General features: G+C 58.8%; 23 protein-coding genes. 14 read left to right on the top strand and 9 right to left on the bottom strand.

Annotation, left to right across the window (positions count from 1 at the left end; genetic code table 11):
- Positions 1-43: 43 nt before the first annotated feature.
- The 5 genes from KVG88_RS10335 to KVG88_RS10315 all read right to left on the bottom strand — a co-directional run bounded on the left by KVG88_RS10335 (position 44) and on the right by KVG88_RS10315 (position 7,643).
- Entirely contained in the window at positions 44-2,854 is a 2,811-nt protein-coding gene (locus tag KVG88_RS10335) for an FAD-binding and (Fe-S)-binding domain-containing protein (RefSeq protein ID WP_217871262.1), read from the bottom strand.
- On the bottom strand, positions 2,851-3,522 hold the full coding sequence (locus KVG88_RS10330; protein ID WP_217871261.1) for a LutC/YkgG family protein: 672 nt from the start codon (positions 3,520-3,522) through the stop codon (positions 2,851-2,853). The genes KVG88_RS10335 and KVG88_RS10330 overlap by 4 nt, the downstream gene beginning before the upstream one ends.
- The gene (locus tag KVG88_RS10325; RefSeq protein WP_217871260.1) at positions 3,522-4,976 is read right to left on the bottom strand and encodes a LutB/LldF family L-lactate oxidation iron-sulfur protein; all 1,455 of its coding nucleotides are present in this window, start codon (positions 4,974-4,976) and stop codon (positions 3,522-3,524) included. The genes KVG88_RS10330 and KVG88_RS10325 overlap by 1 nt, the downstream gene beginning before the upstream one ends.
- Positions 4,973-5,797 (bottom strand): (Fe-S)-binding protein, encoded by an 825-nt coding sequence (locus tag KVG88_RS10320; RefSeq protein WP_150703921.1) that lies wholly within the window; start codon positions 5,795-5,797, stop codon positions 4,973-4,975. The genes KVG88_RS10325 and KVG88_RS10320 overlap by 4 nt, the downstream gene beginning before the upstream one ends.
- A gap of 151 nt (positions 5,798-5,948) precedes the next feature.
- The gene (locus tag KVG88_RS10315; RefSeq protein WP_150703922.1) at positions 5,949-7,643 is read right to left on the bottom strand and encodes a lactate permease LctP family transporter; all 1,695 of its coding nucleotides are present in this window, start codon (positions 7,641-7,643) and stop codon (positions 5,949-5,951) included.
- 262 nt (positions 7,644-7,905) lie between these two features.
- Here KVG88_RS10315 and KVG88_RS10310 point away from each other — a divergent pair, with 262 nt between their 5' ends.
- Positions 7,906-8,673: an FCD domain-containing protein gene (locus KVG88_RS10310; protein WP_150731769.1), complete on the top strand. Its 768-nt coding sequence runs from the start codon at positions 7,906-7,908 to the stop codon at positions 8,671-8,673.
- A gap of 119 nt (positions 8,674-8,792) precedes the next feature.
- Here KVG88_RS10310 and smpB read toward each other — a convergent pair whose 3' ends face one another.
- Positions 8,793-9,275: an SsrA-binding protein SmpB gene (smpB, locus tag KVG88_RS10305; protein WP_007933497.1), complete on the bottom strand. Its 483-nt coding sequence runs from the start codon at positions 9,273-9,275 to the stop codon at positions 8,793-8,795.
- A 118-nt stretch (positions 9,276-9,393) separates the two neighbouring features.
- Between smpB and KVG88_RS10300 the strand changes: the two genes are divergently transcribed.
- Genes KVG88_RS10300 through KVG88_RS10290 form a run of 3 tightly spaced genes read left to right on the top strand, consistent with a single transcriptional unit; the run spans position 9,394 to position 11,546 of the window.
- Positions 9,394-10,797, top strand: a complete 1,404-nt coding sequence (locus KVG88_RS10300; protein WP_217871259.1) for a sodium-dependent transporter — start codon at positions 9,394-9,396, stop codon at positions 10,795-10,797.
- 7 nt (positions 10,798-10,804) lie between these two features.
- The gene (locus tag KVG88_RS10295) at positions 10,805-11,239 is read left to right on the top strand and encodes a type II toxin-antitoxin system RatA family toxin (protein WP_150703924.1); all 435 of its coding nucleotides are present in this window, start codon (positions 10,805-10,807) and stop codon (positions 11,237-11,239) included.
- Positions 11,232-11,546 (top strand): RnfH family protein, encoded by a 315-nt coding sequence (locus tag KVG88_RS10290; protein WP_217871258.1) that lies wholly within the window; start codon positions 11,232-11,234, stop codon positions 11,544-11,546. The genes KVG88_RS10295 and KVG88_RS10290 overlap by 8 nt, the downstream gene beginning before the upstream one ends.
- A gap of 61 nt (positions 11,547-11,607) precedes the next feature.
- On the opposite strand, the gene KVG88_RS10285 is transcribed toward KVG88_RS10290, so the two are convergent.
- Positions 11,608-12,135, bottom strand: a complete 528-nt coding sequence (locus KVG88_RS10285; RefSeq protein WP_217871257.1) for an outer membrane protein assembly factor BamE — start codon at positions 12,133-12,135, stop codon at positions 11,608-11,610.
- A 97-nt stretch (positions 12,136-12,232) separates the two neighbouring features.
- Here KVG88_RS10285 and fur point away from each other — a divergent pair, with 97 nt between their 5' ends.
- Positions 12,233-12,637: a ferric iron uptake transcriptional regulator gene (gene fur / locus KVG88_RS10280; RefSeq protein ID WP_003197684.1), complete on the top strand. Its 405-nt coding sequence runs from the start codon at positions 12,233-12,235 to the stop codon at positions 12,635-12,637.
- 73 nt (positions 12,638-12,710) lie between these two features.
- On the opposite strand, the gene recN is transcribed toward fur, so the two are convergent.
- On the bottom strand, positions 12,711-14,384 hold the full coding sequence (gene recN / locus KVG88_RS10275) for a DNA repair protein RecN (RefSeq protein ID WP_217871256.1): 1,674 nt from the start codon (positions 14,382-14,384) through the stop codon (positions 12,711-12,713).
- A 240-nt stretch (positions 14,385-14,624) separates the two neighbouring features.
- On the opposite strand from recN, the gene grpE reads away from it, so the two are divergent.
- The 8 genes from grpE (at position 14,625) to KVG88_RS10235 (ending at position 25,095) form a co-directional block, all read left to right on the top strand.
- Positions 14,625-15,191: a nucleotide exchange factor GrpE gene (gene grpE, locus KVG88_RS10270; protein WP_150703928.1), complete on the top strand. Its 567-nt coding sequence runs from the start codon at positions 14,625-14,627 to the stop codon at positions 15,189-15,191.
- A 102-nt stretch (positions 15,192-15,293) separates the two neighbouring features.
- Positions 15,294-17,210, top strand: a complete 1,917-nt coding sequence (dnaK, locus tag KVG88_RS10265) for a molecular chaperone DnaK (RefSeq protein WP_150703929.1) — start codon at positions 15,294-15,296, stop codon at positions 17,208-17,210.
- 298 nt (positions 17,211-17,508) lie between these two features.
- Positions 17,509-18,633: a molecular chaperone DnaJ gene (dnaJ, locus tag KVG88_RS10260; RefSeq protein WP_150703930.1), complete on the top strand. Its 1,125-nt coding sequence runs from the start codon at positions 17,509-17,511 to the stop codon at positions 18,631-18,633.
- A gap of 10 nt (positions 18,634-18,643) precedes the next feature.
- On the top strand, positions 18,644-19,447 hold the full coding sequence (gene dapB, locus KVG88_RS10255; protein ID WP_217871255.1) for a 4-hydroxy-tetrahydrodipicolinate reductase: 804 nt from the start codon (positions 18,644-18,646) through the stop codon (positions 19,445-19,447).
- A 259-nt stretch (positions 19,448-19,706) separates the two neighbouring features.
- Entirely contained in the window at positions 19,707-20,843 is a 1,137-nt protein-coding gene (carA, locus tag KVG88_RS10250) for a glutamine-hydrolyzing carbamoyl-phosphate synthase small subunit (RefSeq protein ID WP_150703932.1), read from the top strand.
- A gap of 118 nt (positions 20,844-20,961) precedes the next feature.
- Entirely contained in the window at positions 20,962-24,183 is a 3,222-nt protein-coding gene (carB, locus tag KVG88_RS10245; protein ID WP_217871254.1) for a carbamoyl-phosphate synthase large subunit, read from the top strand.
- Between the two features lie 2 nt (positions 24,184-24,185).
- Positions 24,186-24,662, top strand: coding sequence for a transcription elongation factor GreA (gene greA / locus KVG88_RS10240; protein WP_056728592.1), 477 nt, complete (start codon positions 24,186-24,188; stop codon positions 24,660-24,662).
- A 28-nt stretch (positions 24,663-24,690) separates the two neighbouring features.
- A complete protein-coding gene (locus KVG88_RS10235; protein ID WP_150703934.1) occupies positions 24,691-25,095 on the top strand; it encodes an MFS transporter in 405 nt (134 codons plus the stop codon).
- A gap of 9 nt (positions 25,096-25,104) precedes the next feature.
- Here KVG88_RS10235 and KVG88_RS10230 read toward each other — a convergent pair whose 3' ends face one another.
- Positions 25,105-25,413 (bottom strand): YhbY family RNA-binding protein, encoded by a 309-nt coding sequence (locus KVG88_RS10230; protein ID WP_007942889.1) that lies wholly within the window; start codon positions 25,411-25,413, stop codon positions 25,105-25,107.
- A gap of 101 nt (positions 25,414-25,514) precedes the next feature.
- Between KVG88_RS10230 and rlmE the strand changes: the two genes are divergently transcribed.
- Positions 25,515-26,144 carry a 23S rRNA (uridine(2552)-2'-O)-methyltransferase RlmE gene (gene rlmE, locus KVG88_RS10225; protein ID WP_150703935.1) on the top strand — a complete coding sequence of 210 codons (630 nt, stop codon included), beginning with the start codon at positions 25,515-25,517 and terminating at the stop codon, positions 26,142-26,144.
- Positions 26,145-26,327 lie beyond the last annotated feature (183 nt).

Below are 26,327 nucleotides of genomic sequence, written 5' to 3'. Positions count from 1 at the left end.
GAGTAAAAAGGGGCAAAAAATGCCCCTTTTCAATCCCTCGCCCTTAAGCCGGGCGAGCTTGCGTCACCCGATCCACCAGATACACCAGCCCGTGATAATCGATCCCGCCGTGCTGGCTCAGGCCAATTTCACAGGTGCGGCTGGTGGAAATACCTTCGCTGCAATACTGCACCGCGTCTTTCAAGGTGCGCAGTGAGTGCGCGTTCAGTTCCGGCGTGGTGAAGCCCTTGTCGCCGGCAAAACCGCAGCAGTGAATGCCTTCGGGGATGACCACGTTGTTGCTGCACTTGCGCGCCAGATCGATCAGCGCCTGGCTTTCGCCAAGGTGCTGGGTGCTGCACGTGACATGCACCGCAATCGGCGTGTCCTGCGGGGTGAAGTCCAGTCGATCCATCAGATGCGTCCGGATGAAACGCACCGGGTCGTAGAGGTCCAGGCGCACATCGCCCAGATCTTGCGTCAGGCGCAGGGTGCAGGGGCTGGTGTCGCAGTAGATCGGATCGAGCCCGCCACGGCTGGCGTGGAGCAGAGCGCCGATCAATTCCTGGCGTTTGTGTTCGGCCTGTTCGGCATAGCCTTTGGAAGCGAACGGCTGGCCGCAGCAGAGGTTGTCCAGATTGTCCGGGAAGACCACCTGATAACCGGCCTTTTCCAGCAGCCCCCGGGTTTTGTCGTACAGCGACATTTGCTCCTTGTCGCCGGCCGCCGGGCCCATGGCGCGTGAAACACACGCGGCCAGATAGACCACGCGCGGGCGCTCATCGGTCACCGTGGGACTGAAACGGATGGCTTTTTCCGGTTGTGGCATGGCGTTGGTCCACTGTGGGACCTGACCTTTGGACAAGCGCGTCAACGTCGCCGATAACTTCGCCAATCGTGGTGCGCCCAGCAACATCCGCGCACCATTGGCGACGTGCAGGGTGAAACGCGCGCCCTGCAACGCCGTGGCGAAATTGCCTTCCAGCCAGTTGGCGGTTTTCGTGTGAGTGGCGTGCTGGCCGCGAAGCTTTTTCACCAACTCGCCGGTATTGATTCCCACGGGGCAGCGTTGCGCACACAGACCGGTCGCGGCACAGGTGTCGATGCCTTGGTATTCGTATGCAGCTTCTAGCTCGCGGGTATCGACCCCGGCGCGCTTCTTCGCCTGGATGTCACGCCAGATCACAATGCGCTGGCGCGGGCTCAGGGTCAGTCCTTTCGACGGGCAGACAGGTTCGCAGAAGCCGCATTCGATGCACTTATCCACAATCTCGTCGGCGGCCGGCAGCGGCTTGAGATGCTTGAGATGGATCTGCGGGTCTTCGCTGAGCACCACGTCCGGGTTGAGAATGCCGTTGGGGTCGAGCAGTCGTTTGAGCTGCCACATCAACTGGTAGGCGTCGCTGCCCCATTCCAGCTCGACAAAAGGCGCCATGTTGCGCCCGGTGCCGTGTTCAGCCTTGAGCGAACCGCCGAATTCCACCGCGACCAACTGCGCGACGTCATCCATGAACGCCTGGTAGCGTGCGACTTCTTCCGGGTTGTTGAAACCTTGGGTGAAGACGAAGTGCAGATTGCCTTCCAGAGCGTGTCCGAAAAGGATCGCCTCGTCGTAGTGATGTTTGTCGAATAACTCGATCAACCGGTTCACACCGATGGCCAGTTGTTCCACCGGGAAGGTCACGTCTTCGATGATCACCGTGGTCCCGGTTTTGCGCACTGCGCCAACGGCGGGGAAGGTGTCCTTGCGGATTGCCCAGAGCCGGGCGTTTTCCAGCGGGTCTTCAGTGAAGTCGACTTGCTTCTCCACCGTGAAAGACGCCAGTGACGCCATGATCTGCACCAGTTGTTCGTGCAGTAATGTGGACGACGCCGCGCGGGATTCGATCAGCAAGGCGCAGGCATTGTTCGACAGATGCTGTACGAAAGCGGGCATGCCGGGTTTGCTTTGTACCGAGCGCAGGCTGCGGCGGTCCAGCAGTTCCACGGCGGACACCGGTTGGCTTTTCAGCACGGTGACTGCGTTGCAGCACGTCTCGACGTCGGGGAACACGATCAACGCCGAGGCTTTGTTCGGGTGGTCGATCACCGTGTCGTAAGTCACCGCACTGATGAAACCAAGAGTACCTTCGGAACCCACCAACAAGTGGCTCAAGATATCCACAGGCTCGTCGTAATCCACCAGGGCGTTGAGTGACAGGCCGGTGGTATTTTTCAGACGGTATTTGTGGCGAATTTTGGCGGCGAGTTCAGCGTTTGCCCGCGTCTCGCGGCCCAATGTCGCCAGACGTTCCAGCAGCTCACCATGGCTTTGGCGAAAAGCCGCGACACTGGAAGCATCTTCGGTATCGAGACGGCTGCCATCAGCCAGCACCAGTCGAATGCCGGCCAGGGTGTGATAGGTATTTTGCGCCGTGCCGCAGCACATTCCGCTCGCGTTGTTGGCGACGATGCCGCCGATTTTGCAGGCGTTGATCGAGGCCGGGTCCGGACCGATCTTGCGCCCGAACGGCGCCAGCCAGGCATTGGCCTGCGCGCCGATCACGCCGGGTTGCAGACGAATCTGCGTGCCTTGGCCACGGATTTCGCGACCGTTCCAATTATCCCCCAGTACGATCAGCACTGAGTCGCTGATGGCCTGGCCGGAGAGGCTGGTGCCGGCGGCGCGGAAGGTCACCGGCACCTGATCGCGCTGTGCCAGTTTCAACAGCGCCACCACTTCATCTTCGGATTCGACGCGGATCACCAGTTGCGGAATCAGCCGATAGAAACTGGCGTCGGTGCCGAAGGCTAACGTCGACAGCGGATCGTCGAAACGCCGCTCCGGTGGAATCAGTTGCTGCGCATCACGCAGGAAAGCGGCCGGTAGACTCATTGGTCCTCCAGAATCAGCACCACCAGGTCTTTCGGACCGTGGGCGCCGTAGGCCAGCACTTGTTCAATGTCAGCAGTTTTCGACGGGCCTGATACCAGCAAGGCGTTGGTCGGCATGCCTTGCGCCCATTCGAACTCCTGCTGCACCTGATAAAAGTTGTCGCGAATTTCACTGGCCTTCAGCAGAGCGAAATGCACCGGTGGCGCGAGGCTCATCATGCGCGGCTCTTCCCGCGTCGGCCAGATGATCAGGCTACCGGTCGCGGCGATTGCGCCGAGGGTTGTGGTCAGGCTCGCCGGGGTGTCGTTGAACAGCTCGGCTTTCCATTCCTCGATCGGACGGTCATAGGCCTTGAGCGTCGGCAGGTCGGGATTGTTCTCCCAATACTGTGCGACACGCTGCCCGTGAGGTGTGCTCGGCGCGATCAACAGACTCGGTAACTGGCGATCCTTGAGCAACTGCCCGAGCAGTTCAGGCCAACCGTCACCCGAGGTCAGATGGATTTCCGTGTGCACCGCTTCCATCAGTTTGCGCAGTTGCGGGATGCGTTGTTCCGGCGTGTAGGTGTAAGGCTGGGTCACCAGATCGACATCAAAGTTGTCAGCCACCGGTGTGGTGCCTGTCAGGCTTTTGCGCAGTTTGGCGAGGATATTTTGCTTGGCGCCCATTAACGATCTCCCTGTTTGGCCAGATGCTCGCGGGCCATGTCATGCAATGAGCGGGCAGCGGGTTTCGGCGCGCTGTGGTTTTGCGTCCACGGGCCGACATTGCTGGGTGTCAGTGCACGCAGGCGCGTCGCGGCCAGACCGAACAGGCGATACAGCGTCGGTGAACTGTTGAGCCTGGCCCAGGCGTTCCAGATGAAACGCTCTTTGCGCGAATACTTGCTGCCCTGGCCGCGCATCACCTGATCTTTACTGTCCGGCGCTTTGACGTTCTCTTCGCGCAAACGGCGCAGCAACGAAGGAATCGGGATTTTCACCGGGCATACTTCGCCGCAGGCACCGCACAGCGAAGAGGCGCTCGGGTGATCCGGGACTTTGGCCAGGCCGACCATGTGCGGGGTGATGATTTTTCCGATAGGGCCGGGGTAAACCTCCCCATAGGCGTGGCCGCCGATTCGGGTGTACACAGGGCAATGATTCATACAGGCGCCGCAGCGAATACAGTTCAGAGTCTGACGTAATTCGCTATCGGCAAAGGCCTGGCTGCGGCCATTGTCGAGCAGTACCAGGTGCACTTCCCGCGGGCCGTCGAGTTCATGCTCCTTGCGCGGGCCGGAGATCATGTTGACGTAGGTGGTGATCGGAATGCCCAAGGCCGAGCGGGTCAGCAGCGACAGCAGCGGCACCACGTCGCGCAGGTTTTCCACGACTTTTTCGATACCGGTGACGGCAATATGCACGGGCGGAACCGTGGTGGTCATGCGGCCGTTGCCTTCGTTTTCCACCAGCAGCAGGGTGCCGGTTTCGGCCACGGCGAAGTTGACACCGGAGACGCCGATGTCCGCTTCAAAGAATTTCTGCCGCAGGACCCTGCGACCGATCTGAATGAGTTGGTCTACGTCCTTTGTGTATTCCACGCCAAGTTTGTCGTGGAACAAGGACGCGACCTGACCGGCGTTCTTGTGGATCGCCGGCATGATTATGTGTGAAGGCTTCTCGTGGTCGAGCTGGACGATGTACTCGCCCATGTCCGATTCCAGGCATTCAATGCCCTGTTCAGCGAGGACATGGTTCATTTCCATTTCTTCGCTGACCATCGATTTACCCTTGATCACTTGCCGCCCCTCGTGAGCGCGGATGATCGAGAGGACGATGCCATTGGCCTCGTCCACCGTTTCCGCCCAGTGCACTGTCACACCGTTGCGGGTCAGGTTCTGTTCAAGTTGTTCGAGCAGCTCGGGCAACTTGGATAACGCACGGGCGCGGACAGCATTGCCCAGCGCGCGCAAATGTTCTCTTTCGTGGGCATCGCTGAAAGCCGCTGCCCGCTTGGTCATCAATGAATCCATCGCCTTGCGGAAGTTGCCTCGCAATTGCGCATCACCCAAGGCTTCGTGAGCCCGGGTGCGGAAATCTTCTTCCACGGCGACCGTAGGAATAATCTCGGGGGCGCTCATTGGGCACCTCCGGTACGCTGCCAGAGGAAGCTGGCCAGATGCTGACCGCGTAACGCTTCCTGCTGTTTTTCCAGCGAGCCATTGATGTTCATCAGGCAACCGCAGTCGGCACTGAGTACCTTGTGCGCACCGGATTCCTTCAACGACCGGGTCTTGTCAGCCACCATCGCGCCGGAAATGTCCGGCATACGGACGCTGAAAGTCCCACCAAAGCCACAGCATTCACTTTCATGGCTGTGGTCGACGCGCTCCACGTTGCTCAACTGCGCCAACAATTCGCGGCCGTGCAGGTGGGTGTTCATTTCACGGCGTGCCGAGCATGACGTATGCAACGCTACCTTTACCGGTTCACCATTGTCCCTGAGCTGCACCTTGCAGACAAACAACAGGAATTCGGCCAACTCATAAGTCCGGGCAGCCAGCGCCTGGACCTGTTTCAAGGTGTCCGGCTCGTCCTTGAACAAGTCGGCATAGTGCTCGCGCAACATGCCGGCGCAGGAACCCGACGGCACCACCACCGGATAATCCTCGGCGAACAACGCCAGTTGCGAGCGCGCCACGGTCCTGGCCTGCTCGGTATAACCGGAGGTGTAGGCCGGTTGCCCGCAGCAGCTTTGTCCTTGCGGATACTCGACACGGATGCCTTCGCGTTCCAGCAAATGGATCGCGTCCATTCCGGCTTGCGGGTAGAACAAGTCCACGACGCAGGTTCCGAACAGGTACACCCGTTGCGGTTTCTCATTGGGGTATTGCCGAGGCCCGGGCAGTGGCGGGGCGACACGGGTCGCATTCGGCACGGCGTTGTAAAAAAGCTCGCTCATCAGGCGTGTCTCCGGGTTGTCCCGGTTATCCGTCCGCTGAGGCTGCTGAATATAGAGTGAGATCCTTTCAGCAGCCTTACAGACCGGGTTGTGAATAGCTGACGCCGGAATCGTCGTCCGGCGTCGGTTTTTTCCGTGTCGGTTGTAGCCCTTAGTGCACCAGCATGCCGGTGAACCAGTAGGCCTGGGCCAATGTGATCAGGCCGACAATGGTTGCGAAGAACAGGCTGTGCTTGAGGGTGAAGCGGAACAGGTCCGATTCCTTGCCCACCAGCCCGGTCGCGGCGCAGGCCACGGCGATCGATTGTGGTGAGATCATCTTGCCGGTCACACCACCGCTGGTGTTCGCCGCCACCAGCAAGGTGTCGTTGACACCGATTTGGTGGGCGGTAGTGGCTTGCAGCGAACTGAACAGCGCGTTGGACGAGGTATCGGAACCGGTCAGGAACACGCCCAGCCAACCGAGGAACGGCGAGAAGAACGGGAACGCTGCGCCAGTGCCGGCCAGCACCAGGGCCATAGTCGAAGACATGCCCGAGTAGTTGGTGACGAAGGCGAACGCCAGCACCATGCCGATGGAGAGAATCGGCCAGCGCAGTTCGTAGAAGGTCTCTCTCAAAGTGGTAAGACCAGTTTTGAGATTGATCTTCAACACCAGCATCGAGATCAGTGCGGAGAAGAAAATCGCCGTGCCGGTCGCGGAAATCGGGTCGAGCTTGAACACCGCCGGAATGGCAGTCGGGTTAGCCACAATCGGCGCGACCTTGATCACCATCTGGTCCAGGTGCGGGATGGCGAAGTTGAACACGAAGCTGTACATCGAACCGCCGGCGGCAAACATCGCCTTGAACGGTTTCAGGGTCCAGATGGTGACCAGTACGGTCAGGATCAGGAACGGCGACCAGGCTTTGAAGATTTCCCCGAGACTGTAAGGCGATGCCACGGTGCTGCGTTTCTGGCCGAAACCACCGGCGCTGGCGGTAACTACGGAGGCCGAGACGGCACCGGCAATGTGCTGGCCGGCGGCGCGTTTCGGCTGCCAGACTTTCAGGAACAAGGTCAGGGAGATCAGGCTGGCCAGAGCCGAGGTGATGTCCGGCAGCTCAGGGCCGATGAAGTTCGAGGTGAAGTATTGGGTCACGGCGAAGCTCAAGCCGGCGACCAACGCTGCCGGCCAGGTTTCACGGACGCCGCGCAGGCCATCCATCATGAACACCAGCCAGAATGGTACGAACAGCGACAGCAGCGGCAGTTGGCGACCGGTCATGGCGCCAATCTTGAACGCGTCGATGCCGGTGACTTGCCCGGCGACGATGATCGGAATCCCCAAGGCGCCGAAGGCTACTGGCGCGGTGTTCGCGATCAGGCACAGGCCTGCGGCGTATAGCGGGTTGAAGCCCAAGCCCACCAGCAACGCGGCAGTGATTGCCACGGGTGCACCAAAACCGGCCGCACCTTCGAGGAAGGCACCGAAGCAGAAACCGATCAGCAACACTTGCAGGCGCTGGTCGTCGGTAATCGACAGCACCGAGCTGCGGATCACTTCGAACTGGCCACTCTTGACCGTCAGTTTGTAGAGGAAAACCGCCGCCACGATGATCCACGCAATCGGCCACAGGCCATAAGCGAAGCCATAGCCCGCTGCGGCGAAGGCCATGTCGACCGGCATCTGGAAGGCAAAGATTGCGACCAGGATCGACAAGGCCAGCGTGATGCTGCCGGCGACGTGTCCTTTGAGACGGAACACGGCCAGGGCCAGGAAGAAAAACACGATGGGAATGACGGCCGCGAGCGCGGATAAACCGAGGCTGCCGAGCGGGCTGTAGAGCTGTTGCCAGGTTTGCATATGGGGTGGCCCCTAATTGTTGTTGGTCAGGCACTGATCAGCGTTCTTGGTTAATTGGTAATACCAATTTACAATCGCTGTTGGCTAGGGTAAAAGCCTTGTAGGCGGTGTGTCAATTTGCCGCCCTAAAACTTTTGTCGAATACGAGGTCCGCCAAGGTGGGTGCTGTGTTTGAGCAAGTGCTGTTTGGCAGGTGCTGATGCCGCGGCAATGGGCCAGAATAGAGCGCCGGCGCGCCGTCGGATCGTGGAGAAGGTGAGTTATGGGGTTTGATCAGATTCGTCAGCGCCGTTTGTCTGACGATATTGTCGAGCAGCTTGAGGGCATGATCCTCGAGGGCACGTTGAAAGCTGGCGAGCGCTTGCCGGCAGAGCGTGCGCTGGCCGAGCAGTTCGGCGTCTCGCGCCCCTCGCTGCGTGAGGCCATTCAAAAGCTGACGGCCAAGGGCTTGCTGGTCAGTCGGCAGGGCGGCGGCAATTATGTGGTGGAGTCGTTGGGCACGACGTTCAGTGATCCGCTACTGCAATTGCTGGAGAGTAATCCCGAGGCTCAGCGCGACCTGTTGGAATTCCGGCACACCTTGGAGGCGTCTTGTGCCTATTACGCGGCATTGCGTGCCACGGACGTCGACCGCGAGCGGCTGACCGCTGCCTTCAACGAGTTGCAGGACTGCTATTCGCGTCACGATGAGGTGAGCCGGGCGGAAGAGGGCGCGGCGGATGCGAAATTCCATCTGGCAATCGCCGAGGCCAGCCATAACGCGGTGTTGCTGCACACCATTCGCGGGCTGTTTGATTTGCTCAAGCGTAACGTGGTGACCAACATCGGCGGCATGTACAAGCAGCGCACTGAAACCCGCGACATGCTGATCACGCAGCACCGAGAGTTGTATCAGGCGATTATCGAGGGGCGGGCGGAACAGGCGCGGGAAGTCTCCAGCCGACACATTCTGTATGTGCAGGAGGTGCTGGAGGAGGTGCGCCAGGAAGTGCAACGCGTAGCTCGGGCGGAGAGGCGCAAGGGGATGTGATCGATTTAAACGCAAAAGATCGCAGCCTTCGGAAGCTCCTACAAAGGTTTACTTGACCCTGTAGGAGCTGCCGAAGGCTGCGATCCTTTCACTGGCGCTGATAAACTCAGGCAGGAAGATCAGTCTTCCTTGCCCTTGTTACGCACCGCGCGCTGCAACTCGCGACCGGCGTCACGTTCGCGCTCGGTATCGCGCTTGTCGTATTCCTTCTTGCCCTTGCCCAGTGCGATCTCGCACTTGACCATGTGCTTGCTCCAATACCAGGACAGGCACACGCAGGCGTAACCCTTCTGCTGTACCGCAGCAGCGAGCTTCTCGAGTTCGCGCCGGTTGAGCAGCAGTTTACGGGTGCGGACAGGATCAGCGATGACGTGGGTGCTGGCCGTCGTCAGAGGCGTGATGTGACTGCCGAGCAGCCAGGCTTCGCCATCCTTGAGCAGCACATAGCTGTCCACCAGCTGCAGCTTGCTTGCCCGCAGACTTTTTACTTCCCAGCCGGCCAGGACCAGACCAGCCTCGAACTTATGCTCGATGAAGTAATCGTGTCGCGCCTTTTTATTTTGCGCGATGGTCCCTGTTGGGTGTTTCTTCTGTTTAGCCATAGGGGCGGCATTATAGGGAGTTGCACGCGAGTCGGCTACGGTGTTGCTGCGTGCTTGAGCAGGTTGATTGAATCCCGGACAATGCGCGCTCTTTTTCGAACGCTTGGGCGTGATAACGATGTCGACAGACAAGGTTTCTGTCCACGGCAGTTGGGCTAGCCGCTGGGTCTTCATACTCGCCGCGACCGGTTCGGCCGTGGGCTTGGGTAGTATCTGGAAATTCCCCTACATGGTCGGCGTCTATGGCGGCGGCGCCTTCGTGCTGATGTTCCTGGCCTGTATCGCGCTGATCGGTGTGCCGGTCATGCTCGCGGAAACCCTGATCGGCCGGCGCGCCCGGCAGAGCCCGGCCAATGCCTTGAAGGTACTGGCGGTGGAGGCGGGGCATTCCGCCAAGTGGTCGTGGGGCGCATTCGCCGGGATGATCACGGCGTTGCTGATCCTGTCTTTCTATAGTGTGGTCGGCGGCTGGTCGCTGGATTACATCATCGACATGGGCCGTGGCGACTTCCAGGGCGCGACGCCTGATCAGGTGGGCGCTTACTTTGGCGCGGTGATCGCCGATCCGTGGCGGCTGACACTTTGGCACACGATTTTCATGCTGCTGTCGGCAGTGGTGATCGCCAAGGGCGTAGTGGCCGGGCTTGAGCGCAGCTTGCGGATCATGATGCCGTTGCTGTTTGTGATGGTCCTTGTACTGCTGGGCTACAGCATGACCACCGGGCATTTCATGGAGGGCGTGCACTTCATGTTCGACTTCCACCCGGAAAAGGTCATGGACGGCTTGTTGCCAGCGATGGGGCATGCTTTCTTCTCGCTGAGTGTCGGCGTGGGCTCGATCATGATTTACGGCGCGTACATGCCGAAGAATTCATCGATATCCGGCACGGTCGTCGGCGTGGCGTTGCTCGATACCTTTGTTTCGCTGGTGGCCGGCCTGGCGCTGTTTCCAATTGTGTTCGCCGCGGGCCTGAACCCAAGCGAAGGTCCGGGCCTGATGTTCGTTAGCCTGCCGTTTGCCTTCGGCAACGTAGCCTTCGGTCAATTGATGGGCGTCGTGTTCTTTGTTCTGGTGGCAGTGGCAGCCTGGAGTTCGGCGATTTCCCTGCTTGAGCCAATGGTGGCTTATCTGGTTGAACGGACAAAAATCAGACGTGCCTGGGTGACATTCTGGCTGGCATTCTCCTGCTGGTTTGTCGGCCTGGGCACGGTGTTTTCCTTCAATATCTGGAAGGAAGCCAAGTTTTTCGTGAACGAAGGCGGGGGGTTCAGCCTCTACCAATGGGGAGCGGCAGGCGGCCTCGACTTCTTCGGCGTGATCGATTTCTTCACCTCGCGGATCATGCTGCCACTCGGTGGATTGTGTTTCGTGGTGTTTGCAGGCTGGGTGATGGGGCGTGAAGCCGTACGTGATGAGCTGTCGATCCGTAACCCGGCATTGTTCTCTTTGTCCTTGTTCTTGATGCGCTATGTGGCGCCCATCGGCATTCTCGTAGTGTTTGCCGCCCAGCTCTGGAAGTGATGCTGACATGACGACACATATTTCACGTTCAGCCTTGCTGCCGTATCCGGCGCAAGCGCTTTATGACCTGGTCAATGACGTGGCGCGGTATCCGGAATTCCTGCCGTGGTGTTCCTCGGCCGAGGTTCTGGAGAGTTCTTCCGAGCACATGCGCGCCAGCGTTGGTGTGGCTAAAGGCGGGCTCAGCCAGCATTTCGTGACGCGCAATACCCTGGTGCCCGGTCAGTCGATCGAGATGAACCTAGAAGAGGGGCCGTTCACCCAATTGCATGGCGTCTGGGTGTTCAAGCCATTGGGTGAGAAAGCCTGCAAGATCAGCCTGGACCTGTCATTTGATTACGCGGGGCCGATTATTCGTGCGACGCTGGGGCCTTTGTTCAATCAGGCCGCCAATACGCTGGTGGATGCGTTTTGCCAGCGCGCCAAGCAAATGCATGGTTGAGGCGATGATCGAGGTCGAGGTGGTGTACGCCGCTGTAGATCGTCAGGTGCTCCTGACGGTCTCGGTGCCGGCAGGGACGACCATTCGTGGCGCATTGTTGGAGTCCGGCATCGGTCAGCAGTTTTCCGAGCTGAATTTGGCTGAGTGCCCTGTGGGGATTTTCGGCAAGGTGATTGCCGATCCCGACACGCGAGCCGTTCAGTCGGGCGATCGAATCGAGATTTACCGGCCGCTACTGGCTGATCCGAAGGAAGTCCGGCGACTGCGGGCTGCCAAAGCTGCCGAGGCCAAAGCCCGGAATCAGTGAATGGCAAAAAGTGCAGGCAATAAAAAACCCGGACATGCCGGGTTTTTTATTGCGTCGCAAATTATTGCGGCGTGGTGTCCAGTGGTTCTGGCGTCGGGACCGGAACGGTTTCTACACCGTCGACGTCCTTTTGAATCTGATCCAGCAACGAACCTGGCTTGACCGGTTTTTCCGGCTTTGGCTTCTCGACGTTTTGTGCCGGTTCAGTGACTGTGGTGCCACTGTCCTTGCCGAGAATAGCTTCGTCGCGGCTCACGCCTGGCATGAAATCGCCAGAGAGGCTGACAAGCTGGTCATTTGGGTTGAAGATAACGCTAATGCGTTCCTGTTGGCGTTCACCGCCCCCTGGTTGCAGGCTGTACAGGTAATCCCAGCGATCGGCATGGAACGTGTCGGTCAGCAGAGGGTTACCCATGATAAACCGTACTTGCTTTCGGGTCATTCCCGGGCGTAACTGGTCTATCATGTCCTGCGTGACGACATTGCCCTGCTGGATGTCGATTTTGTAAACCCCGGGGAATGAACAACCGGCGAGTGCGAGCAGTCCCACAAAGGTGAAACTGGTTAGCAAGAGCTTGGTGTTTTGCATCGGTGGGCGACTTCCACTATCTTGGCTGGGACAACGTAAACGCCGATCATACCCGCATTAAGAGAAGCTGCGAAGCAGCATCGCGAGAAAGCTGACCATGGTTGAAAATAGCGAACTACGCAAAGCCGGCCTCAAAGTGACCCTGCCACGGGTCAAAATTCTGCAAATGCTCGATTCCGCCGAGCAACGCCACATGAGTGCTGAAGATGTTTATAAGGCGCTGATGGAGGCTGGCGAGGACGTCGGTCTGGCCACGGTTTACCGTGTACTGACCCAGTTCGAGGCAGCTGGCCTTGTGGTGCGGCATAACTTCGACGGAGGCCATGCGGTCTTCGAGCTGGACGACGGCAAGCATCACGACCATATGGTCAACGTCGAAACCAGCGAAGTGATCGAATTCTTCGACGAAGAAATCGAGCGCCTGCAGAAAGCCATCGTCGATAAGTACGGCTTCGAGATGGTTGATCACAATCTGGTGCTGTACGTGCGCAAGAAAAAGTAAGCATGTCGCGCGAACCTGGTTCGCGAAACGAACGAAGGCGACCCCAGGGTCGCCTTCGTGCTTTCTGATTTGCTTAAACTTTTGCGGTAACGACCATTTTCTTGGCGTGAGCCAGGGATTCCTTGGTCAGATCGATGCCGCCCAGCATCCGGGCGACTTCTTCGACACGATCATTCTTGCTTAATTTGGAGACGGCAGTCCGAGTGGCGTCCTCCCCGCGAACCTTGTGCACAAATAAATGCTGATGACCTTGTGCCGCCACTTGTGGCAGGTGGGTCACCGTCAGCACCTGTCCGCGTTCGCCAAGTCGACGCAGTAATTGGCCGACGATCTCGGCAGTCGGACCGCCGATACCCACGTCCACTTCGTCGAACACCAGCGTCGGCACGCGAGAGGTTTGTGCAGTGATCACCTGAATGGCCAGGCTGATCCGCGACAGCTCACCGCCCGATGCCACCTTCGCCAGGGCTTTTAAAGGCTGGCCAGGGTTGGCGCTGACCAGCAGTTCAACCTGTTCAAGTCCGTTGGGCAGCAATTCATCGCCACTGTTCGGGCGTAGCTCGATGGTGAAACGGCCACCGGGCATGCCCAGTCGCTGGATTTCCTGTTCCACGGCGCTGGCCAGGCTGTTTGATGCCTGGTGGCGCAAGTCGCTCAGCTCCCTGGCCTTTTCCTGATAGTGACGGGCATAGGACGCCAGTTCGTCGCTCAAGCGCTCGATGGATTCGTCGTTGGCGTTCAGGGTTTCGATTTCATCCAGCAGGCGCTGTTGCATCTCCGCGACTTCGGTCGGTTGAATGCGATGTTTGCGCGCCATGGTGTAAATCGCGTCGAGACGTTCTTCCAGATATTGAAGCCGCGCCGGGTCGGCATCGAAATTATCAAGGAAGCGGTTCAGCTCGCCGACGGCCTCTTCAACCTGAATCTGCGCACTGGTCAACAGGCTGCTGGCTTCACCTAATGCGCCAATCGAGTTGTTCACGCTCGACAGGCGGTTGAGGCTGGCGGTGAGGGCATTCAGGACATTACCGGAATCACTTTCGCTGCATTGCTCGACCACTTGCCGGCAGATGCCCAGCAAGGTTTCGGCATTGGTCAGGTTCTTGTGTTCCTGTTCCAGCTGTTCCAGCTCATTGTCGCCAAGGCCAAGGTTTTCCAGCTCTTCAAGCTGATAGCTGAGCAGTTGATGGCGGGCGCGTTGCTCATCGCCGGAATTGGAGAGGCGTTCGAGCTCCTGGCGAGTCTGGCGCCAGCGCTGGGCAGCCAGTTGGACCTGTCGGGCAAGATCGGTGGCCCCGGCGTACTCGTCGAGCAGGCGGCGGTGGGTGTCGGTCTTGAGCAGGGATTGGTGTTCGTGCTGGCTGTGGATATCGATCAGCAGCTCGCCCAGCGCCTTGAGGTCGCCCAGCGGGCAGGGCGTGCCATTGATGTAGCCGCGCGAACGTCCTTCGGCTGTGATGACCCGGCGCAGGATGCACGGACCGTCGTTCTCTAGGTCGCGCTCGGCCAGCCAGGTGCTGGCTTCCGGGATATCAGCCAAGTCGAAGGTTGCCAGGATATCGGCCTTGTCTGCGCCGGGACGCACCACGCCGCTGTCAGCACGATCGCCCAAGGTCAGGCCCAGGGCGTCGAGCATGATCGATTTGCCGGCGCCGGTTTCCCCTGTGATCACGCTCATTCCGCGATCGAGTTCGAGATCGAGATGTTCAACGATGGCGTAGTTATGTACGGACAGGTGCACCAGCATAGAGGCCGCTCCCAGGCTTTAGGTCTGGTTATTTATACAGTGTTTTGTTTCTGGCTGACAATGCCCTCGCTTAGCTTGATTCGCTTGATCCGACGAAATCGTTAGCGCCGCAAGGAATACCAATGCACAGCTTTTTGTAGGGTTAATCACATCCAGCCCCTTGAAGCCGGATTTTGCGGCCCCATATAGCTGGGCAGAAGCGCGAGTCGAGCTCGCGGACGATATTGAAAGGAGAATTCTATGGCTGACGAACAGACAGTGGATACGCAAAATCAAGACGCCGATCAGGCTCCTCAGGCTTCGGGTGATGACCTGGCGGCTCGTGTGCAAGTGCTCGAAGAGCAACTGGCAGGTGCGCAGGATCAGGCTTTGCGTGTAGCCGCCGATCTGCAGAACGTCCGCCGTCGCGCCGAGCAGGATGTAGAAAAGGCCCACAAATTTGCGCTGGAAAAATTCGCCGGCGACCTGCTGCCGATCATCGACAGCCTGGAACGTGGCCTTGAGTTGTCCAATCCGGACGACGAAAGCATCCGTCCAATGCGCGAAGGCATCGAGCTGACCCTGAAAATGTTCCAGGACACCCTGAAGCGTTATCAGCTGGAAGCGATCGATCCGCATGGCGAACCGTTCAACGCCGTTCTTCATCAGGCAATGGCCATGCAGGAAAGCGCTGACGTCGAGCCGAACAGCGTGCTGAAAGTGTTCCAGAAGGGCTACCAGCTCAATGGTCGCCTGCTGCGCCCGGCAATGGTCGTGGTCAGCAAGGCACCGGCACCGGTTTCGCCGTCGATTGACGAGCAGGCTTGAAATTAGCCGTAAGGCCCCCATTTAGAAGTCAAGCGTTTAAGTGCTACCGCAGTTAGCCACCACTGCTGCGGCAACCAAATCCAAAGTTTCGGGAGAGTGAACATGGGCAAAATTATCGGTATCGACCTGGGGACTACCAACTCCTGCGTCTCCGTACTTGAAAACGGCGTAGCTAAAGTTATCGAAAACGCCGAGGGCGCGCGTACCACGCCGTCGATCATCGCTTACGCCAACGATGGCGAAATCCTGGTTGGCCAGTCCGCCAAGCGCCAGGCAGTGACCAATCCGCACAACACCCTGTACGCGGTGAAGCGTCTGATCGGTCGTCGCTTCGAAGAAGAAGTCGTACAGAAAGACATCCAGATGGTGCCTTACAAGATCGCCAAGGCTGACAACGGCGACGCTTGGGTAGAAGTGAACGGCCAGAAAATGGCGCCGCCACAAATCTCGGCTGAAATTCTGAAAAAGATGAAGAAAACCGCCGAAGACTACCTCGGCGAGCCAGTGACCGAAGCGGTGATCACCGTTCCGGCCTACTTCAACGACAGCCAGCGTCAAGCCACCAAAGACGCCGGCCGCATCGCGGGCCTGGACGTAAAACGTATCATCAACGAACCAACCGCAGCTGCTCTGGCTTACGGTATGGACAAGGCCAAGGGCGATCACACCGTAATCGTTTATGACCTGGGCGGTGGTACTTTCGACGTTTCCGTGATCGAAATCGCTGAAGTTGATGGCGAGCACCAGTTCGAAGTATTGGCCACCAACGGCGATACGTTCCTGGGCGGTGAAGACTTCGACATTCGTCTGATCGACTACCTCGTCGACGAATTCAAGAAAGAAAGCGGCATGAACCTCAAAGGTGATCCGCTGGCCATGCAGCGCCTGAAAGAAGCCGCTGAAAAAGCCAAGATCGAGCTGTCTTCCGCTCAGTCGACCGACGTGAACCTGCCGTACATCACTGCAGACGCCACTGGTCCTAAGCACCTGAACGTGAAGATCTCCCGCGCCAAGCTGGAAGCGCTGGTTGAAGACCTGGTTCAACGTACCATCGAGCCTTGCCGCATTGCGCTGAAAGACTCCGGTATCGACGTTGGCGCGATCAACGACGTGATCCTGGTCGGCGGTCAGACCCGTATGCCACTGGTTCAGAAGCTGGTGACCGAGTTCTTCGGTAAAGAAGCTCGTAAAGACGTGAACCCGGACGAAGCGGTTGCCATGGGTGCTGCCATCCAGGGCGCGGTACTGGCCGGTGACGTGAAAGACGTTCTGCTGCTCGACGTCAGCCCGCTGACCCTGGGTATCGAAACCATGGGCGGCGTGATGACTGCGCTGATCGAGAAAAACACCACGATTCCTACCAAGAAATCGCAAGTGTTCTCGACTGCCGACGACAACCAGGGCGCGGTGACCATTCACGTGCTGCAAGGTGAGCGTAAGCAGGCTGCACAGAACAAGTCCCTGGGCAAGTTCGACCTGGCCGAGATTCCACCAGCACCACGTGGCGTGCCACAAATCGAAGTGACCTTCGACATCGACGCCAACGGCATTCTGCACGTAGGCGCCAAAGACAAGGCCACTGGCAAGACTCAGTCGATCGTGATCAAGGCCAACTCCGGTCTGTCCGACGAAGAGATCGAGCGCATGGTGCGTGATGCCGAGGCCAACGCCGAGGAAGACCGCAAGTTCGAAGAGCTGGCCGCTGCCCGTAACCAGGGTGATGCACTGGTTCACTCGACGCGCAAAATGGTTGCTGATGCTGGCGACAAAGTGAGCGCTGAAGAGAAGACTGCAATCGAAGCCGCAGTAGTAGCCCTGGAAACCGCTGTTAAAGGCGACGACAAGGCTGCTATCGAAGCCAAGGTCGAAGAGCTGTCGAAGGTCTCCGCGCCAGTGGCTCAGAAAATGTACGCCGAACAGGCTCAGCCAGCTGAAGGCGCGGCACCGCAAGGTGAGTCGGCCGAGAAGGCAGACGATGTTGTCGATGCTGAGTTCGAAGAAGTAAAAGACCACAAGTAAGTTGTTGGTCGCCCGGTTGACTGCCTTCAGGCGGTGACTGGTAGGATGTCGCCGCGCGGGAGCTTGCTCCCGCGTTGGCGTGTCTGGAATACGCGAATTTTTACAGCATGCGACTGCGTTCGTTTGCTGGCGGCATGGCCGGGAATGCTCCTGCTTTCCGAGCCGCAAGTGCCAGATCGAAACAAAGACCAGGATCGTTGAATTGACGTGAGTTGGGTCCGGGCCTGTATTGGGGCTCAACGAGTTCGGCAGGGTTCAGGAGAGGTTTGCCGAACGTCCTCAAGAGTGCAAATGACTTATGGCAAAGCGTGACTATTACGAAGTATTGGGTGTTGAGCGAGGCACAAGCGAGGCGGACCTGAAAAAGGCCTACCGTCGCCTGGCGATGAAGCACCACCCGGACCGTAATCCCGATGACAAAGCGTCGGAAGAGATGTTCAAGGAGGCCAACGAGGCCTACGAAGTGCTGTCCGATTCCAGCAAGCGTGCGGCGTACGACCAGTACGGCCATGCCGGTGTCGACCCAAGCATGGGTGGCGGCGGTGCCGGTTTCGGCGGCCAGAACTTCTCCGACATCTTTGGCGATGTCTTCAGTGACTTCTTCGGTGGCGGTCGCGGTGGTTCTCGTGGCGGCGCTCAGCGCGGCAGCGATTTGCGCTACACCCTGGAGCTGGACCTGGAAGAGGCGGTGCGCGGTACGACCGTGAATATCCGCGTTCCAACGCTGGTCAACTGCAAGCCATGCGACGGCTCGGGCGCCAAGAAAGGTTCTTCGCCGGTCACTTGCCCAACCTGTGGCGGTATCGGCCAGGTGCGCATGCAGCAAGGCTTCTTCTCGGTGCAGCAAACCTGCCCGCGCTGCCATGGCCAGGGCAAGATCATTTCTGATCCGTGCGACTCCTGCCACGGCGAAGGTCGTGTCGAAGAGTACAAGACCCTGTCGGTAAAAGTGCCGGCCGGTGTCGATACCGGTGACCGCATCCGCCTGTCCGGCGAAGGCGAGGCGGGCGCTCAAGGTGGCCCGACTGGCGACCTGTACGTAGTGATCAATGTGCGCGAGCACTCGATCTTCCAGCGCGACGGCAAGCACCTGTTCTGCGAAGTGCCGATCAGCTTTGTCGATGCGGCGCTGGGTGGCGAGCTGGAGATTCCGACCCTTGATGGTCGGGTCAAGCTGAAAATCCCTGAAGGGACTCAGACCGGCAAGCAGTTCCGTGTTCGTGGCAAGGGTGTTGCGCCGGTGCGTGGCGGTGGTGCAGGTGATCTGATGTGCCGTGTGGCAGTCGAGACTCCGGTCAACCTAAGCCGTCGTCAGCGCGAAATGCTCGAAGAGTTCCGCAGTTCCCTGGCGGACGACAACAGCCACTCACCGAAAACCACTGGCTGGTTCGAAGGCGTTAAGCGCTTCTTCGGCGACTTGTAAGGAGACAGGCATGCGACGTATAGCAGTGATGGGCGCCGCCGGGCGCATGGGCAAAACCCTGATCGAAGCCGTGCAGCAAACGCCGGGTGCCGGTTTGACGGCGGCGGTGGATCGCCCGGACAGCACGCTGGTCGGCGCCGATGCCGGTGAGCTGGCTGCGCTGGGACGGATCGGTGTGCCGTTGTCTGGCGATCTGGGCCGTGTAGTCGACGAGTTCGACGTGCTGATCGACTTCACGCACCCGACGGTGACCCTGAAGAATCTCGCGTTCTGCCGTAAGCACGGCAAGGCGATGATCATCGGTACCACCGGTTTCAGCGTTGAAGAGAAGCAGTTGCTGACGGAGGCGGGCAAGGATATTCCGATCGTCTTCGCGGCTAACTTCAGCGTGGGTGTAAACCTGTGCCTGAAGCTGCTCGACACCGCTGCTCGCGTGCTGGGCGACGATGTCGACATCGAAATCACCGAAGCTCACCATCGACATAAAGTCGATGCGCCGTCCGGCACTGCCGTGCGCATGGGCGAAGTCATCGCTGATGCGCTGGGTCGTGACCTGAAGAAGGTGGCGGTGTACGGCCGTGAAGGCCAAACCGGTGCGCGTGATCGTGAAACCATCGGTTTCGCGACGGTGCGTGCTGGCGACATCGTCGGTGATCACACCGTGCTGTTCGCCGCTGATGGCGAGCGTGTCGAGATCACGCACAAGGCTTCCAGTCGCATGACCTTCGCCAAGGGCGCGGTACGTGCTGCGTTGTGGCTGGACGGGCGTGAACCTGGTCTTTATGACATGCAAGACGTGCTCGACCTGCGTTAAGATGCACCCGAAATCGGGCTCGCGCTCAGCGTTTGAGCCCGGTTTTGTTCCGCCAAGCGACGTCCTGTCGCATTCTCCAGCCTTTAAGGCTCATTGGCGGTAGACCAAAAAAGCCTTTTTCTGTAAGCTACAGCTTTAGTGTGTCCACTAAAAGCGCGCAGAATAATTCAGTGAAGAAGCGGGGTGACGTGTCCATACGTCACTCCGCTTTTTTACAACCTGCGATCGCCCTTTCAGGCTTTATTTACGGGAGGTCTTCTTGACTAAGCCAGCCATACTCGCCCTTGCTGATGGCAGCATTTTTCGCGGCGAAGCCATTGGAGCCGACGGTCAAACCGTTGGTGAGGTGGTGTTCAACACCGCAATGACCGGCTATCAGGAAATCCTTACCGATCCTTCCTACGCCCAACAGATCGTTACCCTGACTTACCCGCACATCGGCAACACCGGTACTACCCCGGAAGATGCCGAGTCCAACCGCGTCTGGTCGGCTGGCCTGGTCATTCGTGACCTGCCACTGGTTGCGAGCAACTGGCGTAACACCATGTCCCTGTCCGATTACCTGAAGGCCAACAACGTTGTGGCCATCGCCGGTATCGACACCCGCCGCCTGACGCGCATCCTGCGCGAGAAAGGCGCGCAGAACGGCTGCATCATGGCCGGTGACAATATTTCCGAAGAAGCCGCCATCGCCGCTGCTCAGGGTTTCCCTGGCCTGAAAGGCATGGACCTGGCCAAAGTCGTCAGCACCAAAGACGCCTACGAGTGGCGTTCGACTGTCTGGGATCTGAAAACCGACAGCCACGCGACCATCGAAGCTTCCGAGCTGCCGTACCACGTCGTTGCCTACGACTACGGCGTCAAAGTGAACATCCTGCGCATGCTGGTCGAGCGCGGTTGCCGTGTGACCGTAGTGCCTGCACAGACTCCAGCGTCCGACGTTCTGGCGCTCAAGCCGGACGGCGTGTTCCTGTCCAACGGTCCTGGCGATCCGGAGCCTTGCGATTACGCGATCCAGGCCATCAAGGAAGTGCTGGAAACCGAGATTCCGGTTTTCGGTATCTGCCTGGGTCACCAACTGCTGGCCCTGGCCTCCGGCGCCAAGACCCTGAAAATGGGTCACGGCCACCACGGTGCCAACCACCCGGTCCAGGATCTGGATACCGGTGTGGTCATGATCACCAGCCAGAACCACGGTTTTGCGGTAGACGAAGCGACCCTGCCAGCCAACGTCCGCGCGATCCACAAGTCGCTGTTCGACGGCACTCTGCAAGGGATCGAACGTACCGACAAGAGCGCCTTCAGCTTCCAGGGTCACCCGGAAGCCAGCCCTGGCCCGAACGACGTAGCGCCATTGTTCGATCGCTTCATCACTGAGATGGCCAAGCGACGCTGATCGCTCGCCCTGATGTAGCAAAGCTTGTGGGTGGTCCCGACACCGGTGGCCCCCTCAAGGCTTCACAGATTGAACAAGACGGCTTGCCGACTGACCTGCGGATTTGAGTGACAAACCCATGCCAAAACGTACAGACATTAAAAGCATCCTGATTCTCGGCGCTGGCCCGATCGTAATCGGCCAGGCCTGCGAATTCGACTACTCCGGCGCCCAGGCCTGTAAAGCCCTGCGCGAAGAGGGCTACCGCGTCATCCTGGTGAACTCCAACCCGGCCACCATCATGACCGACCCGGCCATGGCCGACGCCACCTACATCGAGCCGATCAAGTGGCAGACCGTTGCCAAGATCATCGAGAAAGAGCGTCCGGACGCGCTGCTGCCGACCATGGGTGGTCAAACCGCCCTGAACTGCGCCCTGGACCTGGAGCGCGAAGGCGTTCTGGAAAAGTTCGGCGTAGAGATGATCGGTGCCAACGCCGACACCATCGACAAGGCTGAAGACCGCTCGCGTTTCGACAAGGCGATGAAGTCCATCGGCCTGGCGTGCCCGCGTTCCGGTATCGCCCACAGCATGGAAGAGGCCAATGCGGTTCTCGAGAAGCTCGGCTTCCCATGCATCATCCGTCCGTCCTTCACCATGGGCGGCACCGGTGGCGGTATCGCTTACAACCGTGAAGAGTTCGAAGAAATCTGCGCCCGTGGTCTGGACCTGTCGCCGACCAAAGAGCTGCTGATCGACGAATCGCTGATCGGCTGGAAAGAATACGAGATGGAGGTTGTCCGCGATAAAAAGGACAACTGCATCATCGTCTGCTCCATCGAAAACTTCGACCCGATGGGCGTGCACACCGGTGACTCGATCACCGTGGCTCCTGCACAGACCCTGACCGACAAGGAATACCAGATCCTGCGTAACGCCTCCCTGGCGGTACTGCGCGAGATCGGCGTGGAAACCGGCGGTTCCAACGTTCAGTTCGGTATCTGCCCGAACACCGGCCGCATGGTCGTGATCGAGATGAACCCGCGTGTATCGCGTTCCTCGGCACTGGCTTCGAAAGCCACCGGTTTCCCGATCGCAAAAGTCGCGGCCAAGCTGGCCGTGGGCTACACCCTCGACGAGCTCTCGAACGACATCACCGGCGGCAAGACCCCGGCGTCCTTCGAACCGTCCATCGACTACGTCGTCACCAAGCTGCCGCGCTTCGCTTTCGAGAAGTTCGCCAAGGCTGACGCGCGCCTGACCACTCAGATGAAGTCGGTTGGTGAAGTCATGGCCATCGGCCGCACCTTCCAGGAATCCCTGCAGAAAGCTCTGCGTGGCCTGGAAGTGGGCGTTTGTGGTCTGGACGAGAAGGTTGACCTGAGCAACCCGGAAAGCATGAGCGTGCTCAAGCGCGAGCTGACCGTGCCGGGCGCCGAGCGTATCTGGTACGTGGCGGACGCGATGCGCGCCGGCATGAGCGTTGAAGACATCTTCGGCATGACCATGATCGACCCATGGTTCCTGGTGCAGATGGAAGATCTGATCAAGGAAGAAGAGAAGGTCAAGACCCTGGGTCTGACCAGCATCGACCGCGACCTGATGTTCCGTCTCAAGCGCAAAGGCTTCTCCGACATGCGCCTGGCCAAGTTGCTGGGTGTGACCGAGAAGAGCCTGCGTGCTCACCGTCACAAACTGGAAATCTTCCCGGTCTACAAGCGCGTCGACACCTGCGCTGCCGAGTTCGCTACTGACACTGCTTACCTGTACTCGACGTACGAGGAAGAGTGCGAAGCCGCGCCGTCGGGCCGCGACAAGATCATGATCCTGGGTGGCGGTCCGAACCGCATCGGCCAGGGCATCGAGTTCGACTACTGCTGCGTACATGCGGCACTGGCCCTGCGCGATGACGGGTACGAGACCATCATGGTCAACTGCAACCCGGAAACCGTTTCCACCGACTACGACACCTCCGATCGCCTGTACTTCGAGCCAGTGACCCTGGAAGACGTACTGGAAATTGTCCGCGTCGAGAAGCCAAAAGGCGTGATCGTCCAGTACGGCGGCCAGACTCCGCTGAAACTGGCTCGTGCCCTGGAAGCCGCTGGCGTGCCGATCATCGGCACCAGCCCTGACGCCATCGACCGTGCTGAAGACCGTGAACGTTTCCAGCAGATGGTCCAGCGCCTGAACCTGCGTCAGCCACCAAACGCCACCGTACGCAGCGAAGACGAAGCGATTCGTGCCGCCAGCAAGATCGGTTACCCGCTGGTGGTGCGTCCGTCCTACGTGTTGGGCGGCCGTGCGATGGAAATCGTTTACGAAGAAGAAGAACTCAAGCGCTACCTGCGTGAAGCGGTTCAAGTGTCCAACGACAGCCCGGTGCTGCTGGACCACTTCCTAAACTGCGCCATCGAGATGGACGTGGATGCGGTCTGCGACGGCAAAGACGTCGTGATCGGCGCGATCATGCAGCACATCGAACAGGCCGGCGTTCACTCCGGTGACTCCGCGTGCTCGCTGCCGCCGTACTCGCTGCCCGCGCACATCCAGGACGAGATGCGCGAACAGGTCAAGAAAATGGCCCTGGAACTGGGCGTGATTGGCCTGATGAACGTTCAGTTGGCGCTGCAAGGCGACGACATCTACGTCATCGAAGTCAACCCGCGTGCTTCCCGTACCGTGCCGTTCGTGTCCAAGTGCATCGGTGTTTCCCTGGCAATGATCGCAGCTCGCGTCATGGCTGGTAAAACCCTGAAGGAAATCGGCTTCACCAAAGAAATCATTCCGAACTTCTATAGCGTGAAAGAGGCGGTGTTCCCATTCGCCAAATTCCCTGGCGTTGACCCGATCCTCGGCCCAGAGATGAAGTCGACCGGTGAAGTGATGGGCGTGGGCGATACCTTCGGTGAAGCGTTCGCCAAGGCCCAGATGGGTGCCAGCGAAGTGCTGCCAACCGGCGGTACTGCGTTCATCAGCGTACGTGACGACGACAAGCCACTGGTTGCGGGCGTGGCCCGTGATCTGATCAACTTGGGCTTCGAAGTGGTTGCCACTGCCGGTACTGCCAAGCTGATTGAAGCTGCAGGCCTGAAAGTGCGCCGCGTGAACAAGGTGACCGAGGGTCGTCCGCACGTGGTTGACATGATCAAGAATGACGAAGTCACCCTGATCATCAACACCACCGAAGGTCGTCAGTCGATTGCTGACTCCTATTCCATTCGTCGCAATGCCCTGCAGCACAAGATCTACTGCACCACCACCATTGCTGCTGGCGAAGCGATCTGCGAAGCATTGAAGTTCGGTCCCGAGAAGACCGTGCGTCGCTTGCAGGATCTACACGCAGGATTGAAGGCATGAGCATAACGAAGTACCCAATGACCGTTCAGGGCGCTCGCGCCCTGGAAGAAGAGCACACTCACCTGACCAAGGTCGTTCGTCCGAAGCTCAGCCAGGACATCGGTACGGCCCGCGAGTTGGGTGACTTGAAGGAAAACGCCGAATACCACGCTGCTCGCGAGCAGCAGGGCATGGTCGAGGCGCGGATTCGTGACATCGAAGGCCGGATTCAGAACCAGGTCATCATCGACGTCACGACCATTCCTCACACTGGCAAGGTTATCTTCGGCACCACCGTCGAAATCGCCAATGTCGAGACTGATGAAAGTGTCACTTACCACATCGTGGGTGAGGATGAGGCTGACTTCAAACTCGGCAAGATTTCCGTCGGCTCGCCCCTGGCTCGTGCCTTGATCGGCAAGGAAGAGGGCGATGTGGTCGCGGTGAAAACGCCAAGTGGCGTTATCGAGTACGAGATTGTCGAAGTTCGCCACATCTAACGGCAAGCGCCCGCTCCGAGCGGGCGCCATGCTTTGGCAGCTGGCCCAGATGTTGTGGGTTGGCGGCTTGTGGCTGTTGCATATCGGTCTGCTGCCGGTGCTGGGGCGTATTGGTCTGGCACCGCTGCTGATCGACGAAATTGCAGGCATGCTGAATGCGCTGGTGATCGGCTTTGCCGCAGCGTGTGTGATTTTTCAGGCTTTGGTGCTGATACAGGCCGAGGGCCTTGTCAGTCTATGGCTCGATATTCGTGGGCAACTGCTGTTGATGGCGCTTTATGCGTGCGCGATGTACATCGCTGTGCGCATTGGCTGGCCGGATGCCGTGCGTTGGCAGGTGTTCAGCTATCTGGTGTTGGGCTTTTCCGGGCTGGTTCTGGTATTGCAGCCGGTGCCGGGATGGAGTGGCAGGGTGCGCGAAGCACACCCGTAACCCTTGTCATCACTTGAAGCGATGAACGTTCGACAGCTGCTTGTTGACGCTGAAGTTCTTGCGGTAAATCAGCGCCATCTTGCCGATGACCTGTACCAGATCCGCTTTACCGACCTTGCACAGTTCTGCAATGGACGCCAGGCGCGATTCGCGATCGAGGATGTTGAGCTTGATTTTGATCAGCTCGTGATCCGCCAAAGCGCGTTCAAGTTCTGCTAGTACACCTTCAGTCAAACCGTTGTCTGCCACAATCAGAACTGGTTTCAGATGGTGGCCAATGGATTTGTACTGTTTCTTCTGCTCTTGAGTGAGCGGCATAATCTGACCCTTTCGTCTGGATTCTGTAAAATGGCGGCCATTTTACCCGAGGGTTCGTGGATCCGCCCAACTAATCACGACCCTTATCATCGAGGTGCCCAATGGCGCGTTCCAAGACAAGCCTTGGTTGGCTGAAAAGACATGTCAATGACCCGTATGTGAAGCAGGCGCAGAAGGATGGCTACCGCTCGCGTGCGAGTTACAAGCTTCTGGAGGTCCAGGAGAAATACAAGCTGATCCGTCCTGGTATGAGCGTTGTCGACCTGGGTGCTGCGCCCGGTGGCTGGTCGCAGGTCACTAGTCGACTGATCGGCGGGCAGGGGCGCCTGATCGCCTCGGACATCCTCGAAATGGACAGCATTCCTGACGTGACTTTCATCCAGGGTGACTTCACCCAGGACGAAGTGCTGGCTCAAATCCTGGAAGCCGTCGGTAATTCGCAAGTGGACCTTGTGATTTCCGATATGGCCCCCAATATGAGTGGTACGCCTGCCGTAGACATGCCGAAAGCCATGTTTCTTTGCGAGCTGGCGCTTGATCTGGCGACTCGGATTCTCAAGCCGGGTGGTAATTTCGTGATCAAGGTGTTTCAGGGTGAGGGGTTTGATGCTTACGTGAAGGACGCTCGTCAGAAATTCGACAAGGTCCAAATGATCAAGCCGGACTCATCACGTGGCAGCTCCCGTGAGCAATACATGCTGGCTTGGGGCTACCGCGGCAGTAGTGAATAAAACGGAATTTTTTTGCGGGGTGATAGGTTTTTCGTATTTCGCCTCGCGTGCATAAGCGAATATTGTGTAGAAAGTGTTTCACAAAGGGTTACAGACGGCGCCTGCCAGAGTTGTCGGTAATGTAGTAAGTTAGGCCGGTGAATATCATGCGAAGCGCGCGCCAGCAGCGGCGCTTGCTTCAGA

The organism is Pseudomonas azerbaijanoccidentalis, from assembly GCF_019145495.1.
Lineage (GTDB): Bacteria > Pseudomonadota > Gammaproteobacteria > Pseudomonadales > Pseudomonadaceae > Aquipseudomonas > Aquipseudomonas azerbaijanoccidentalis.
Note: the sequence above shows the minus strand (reverse complement) of the source record. Positions and strands in the feature narration are given on the sequence as shown.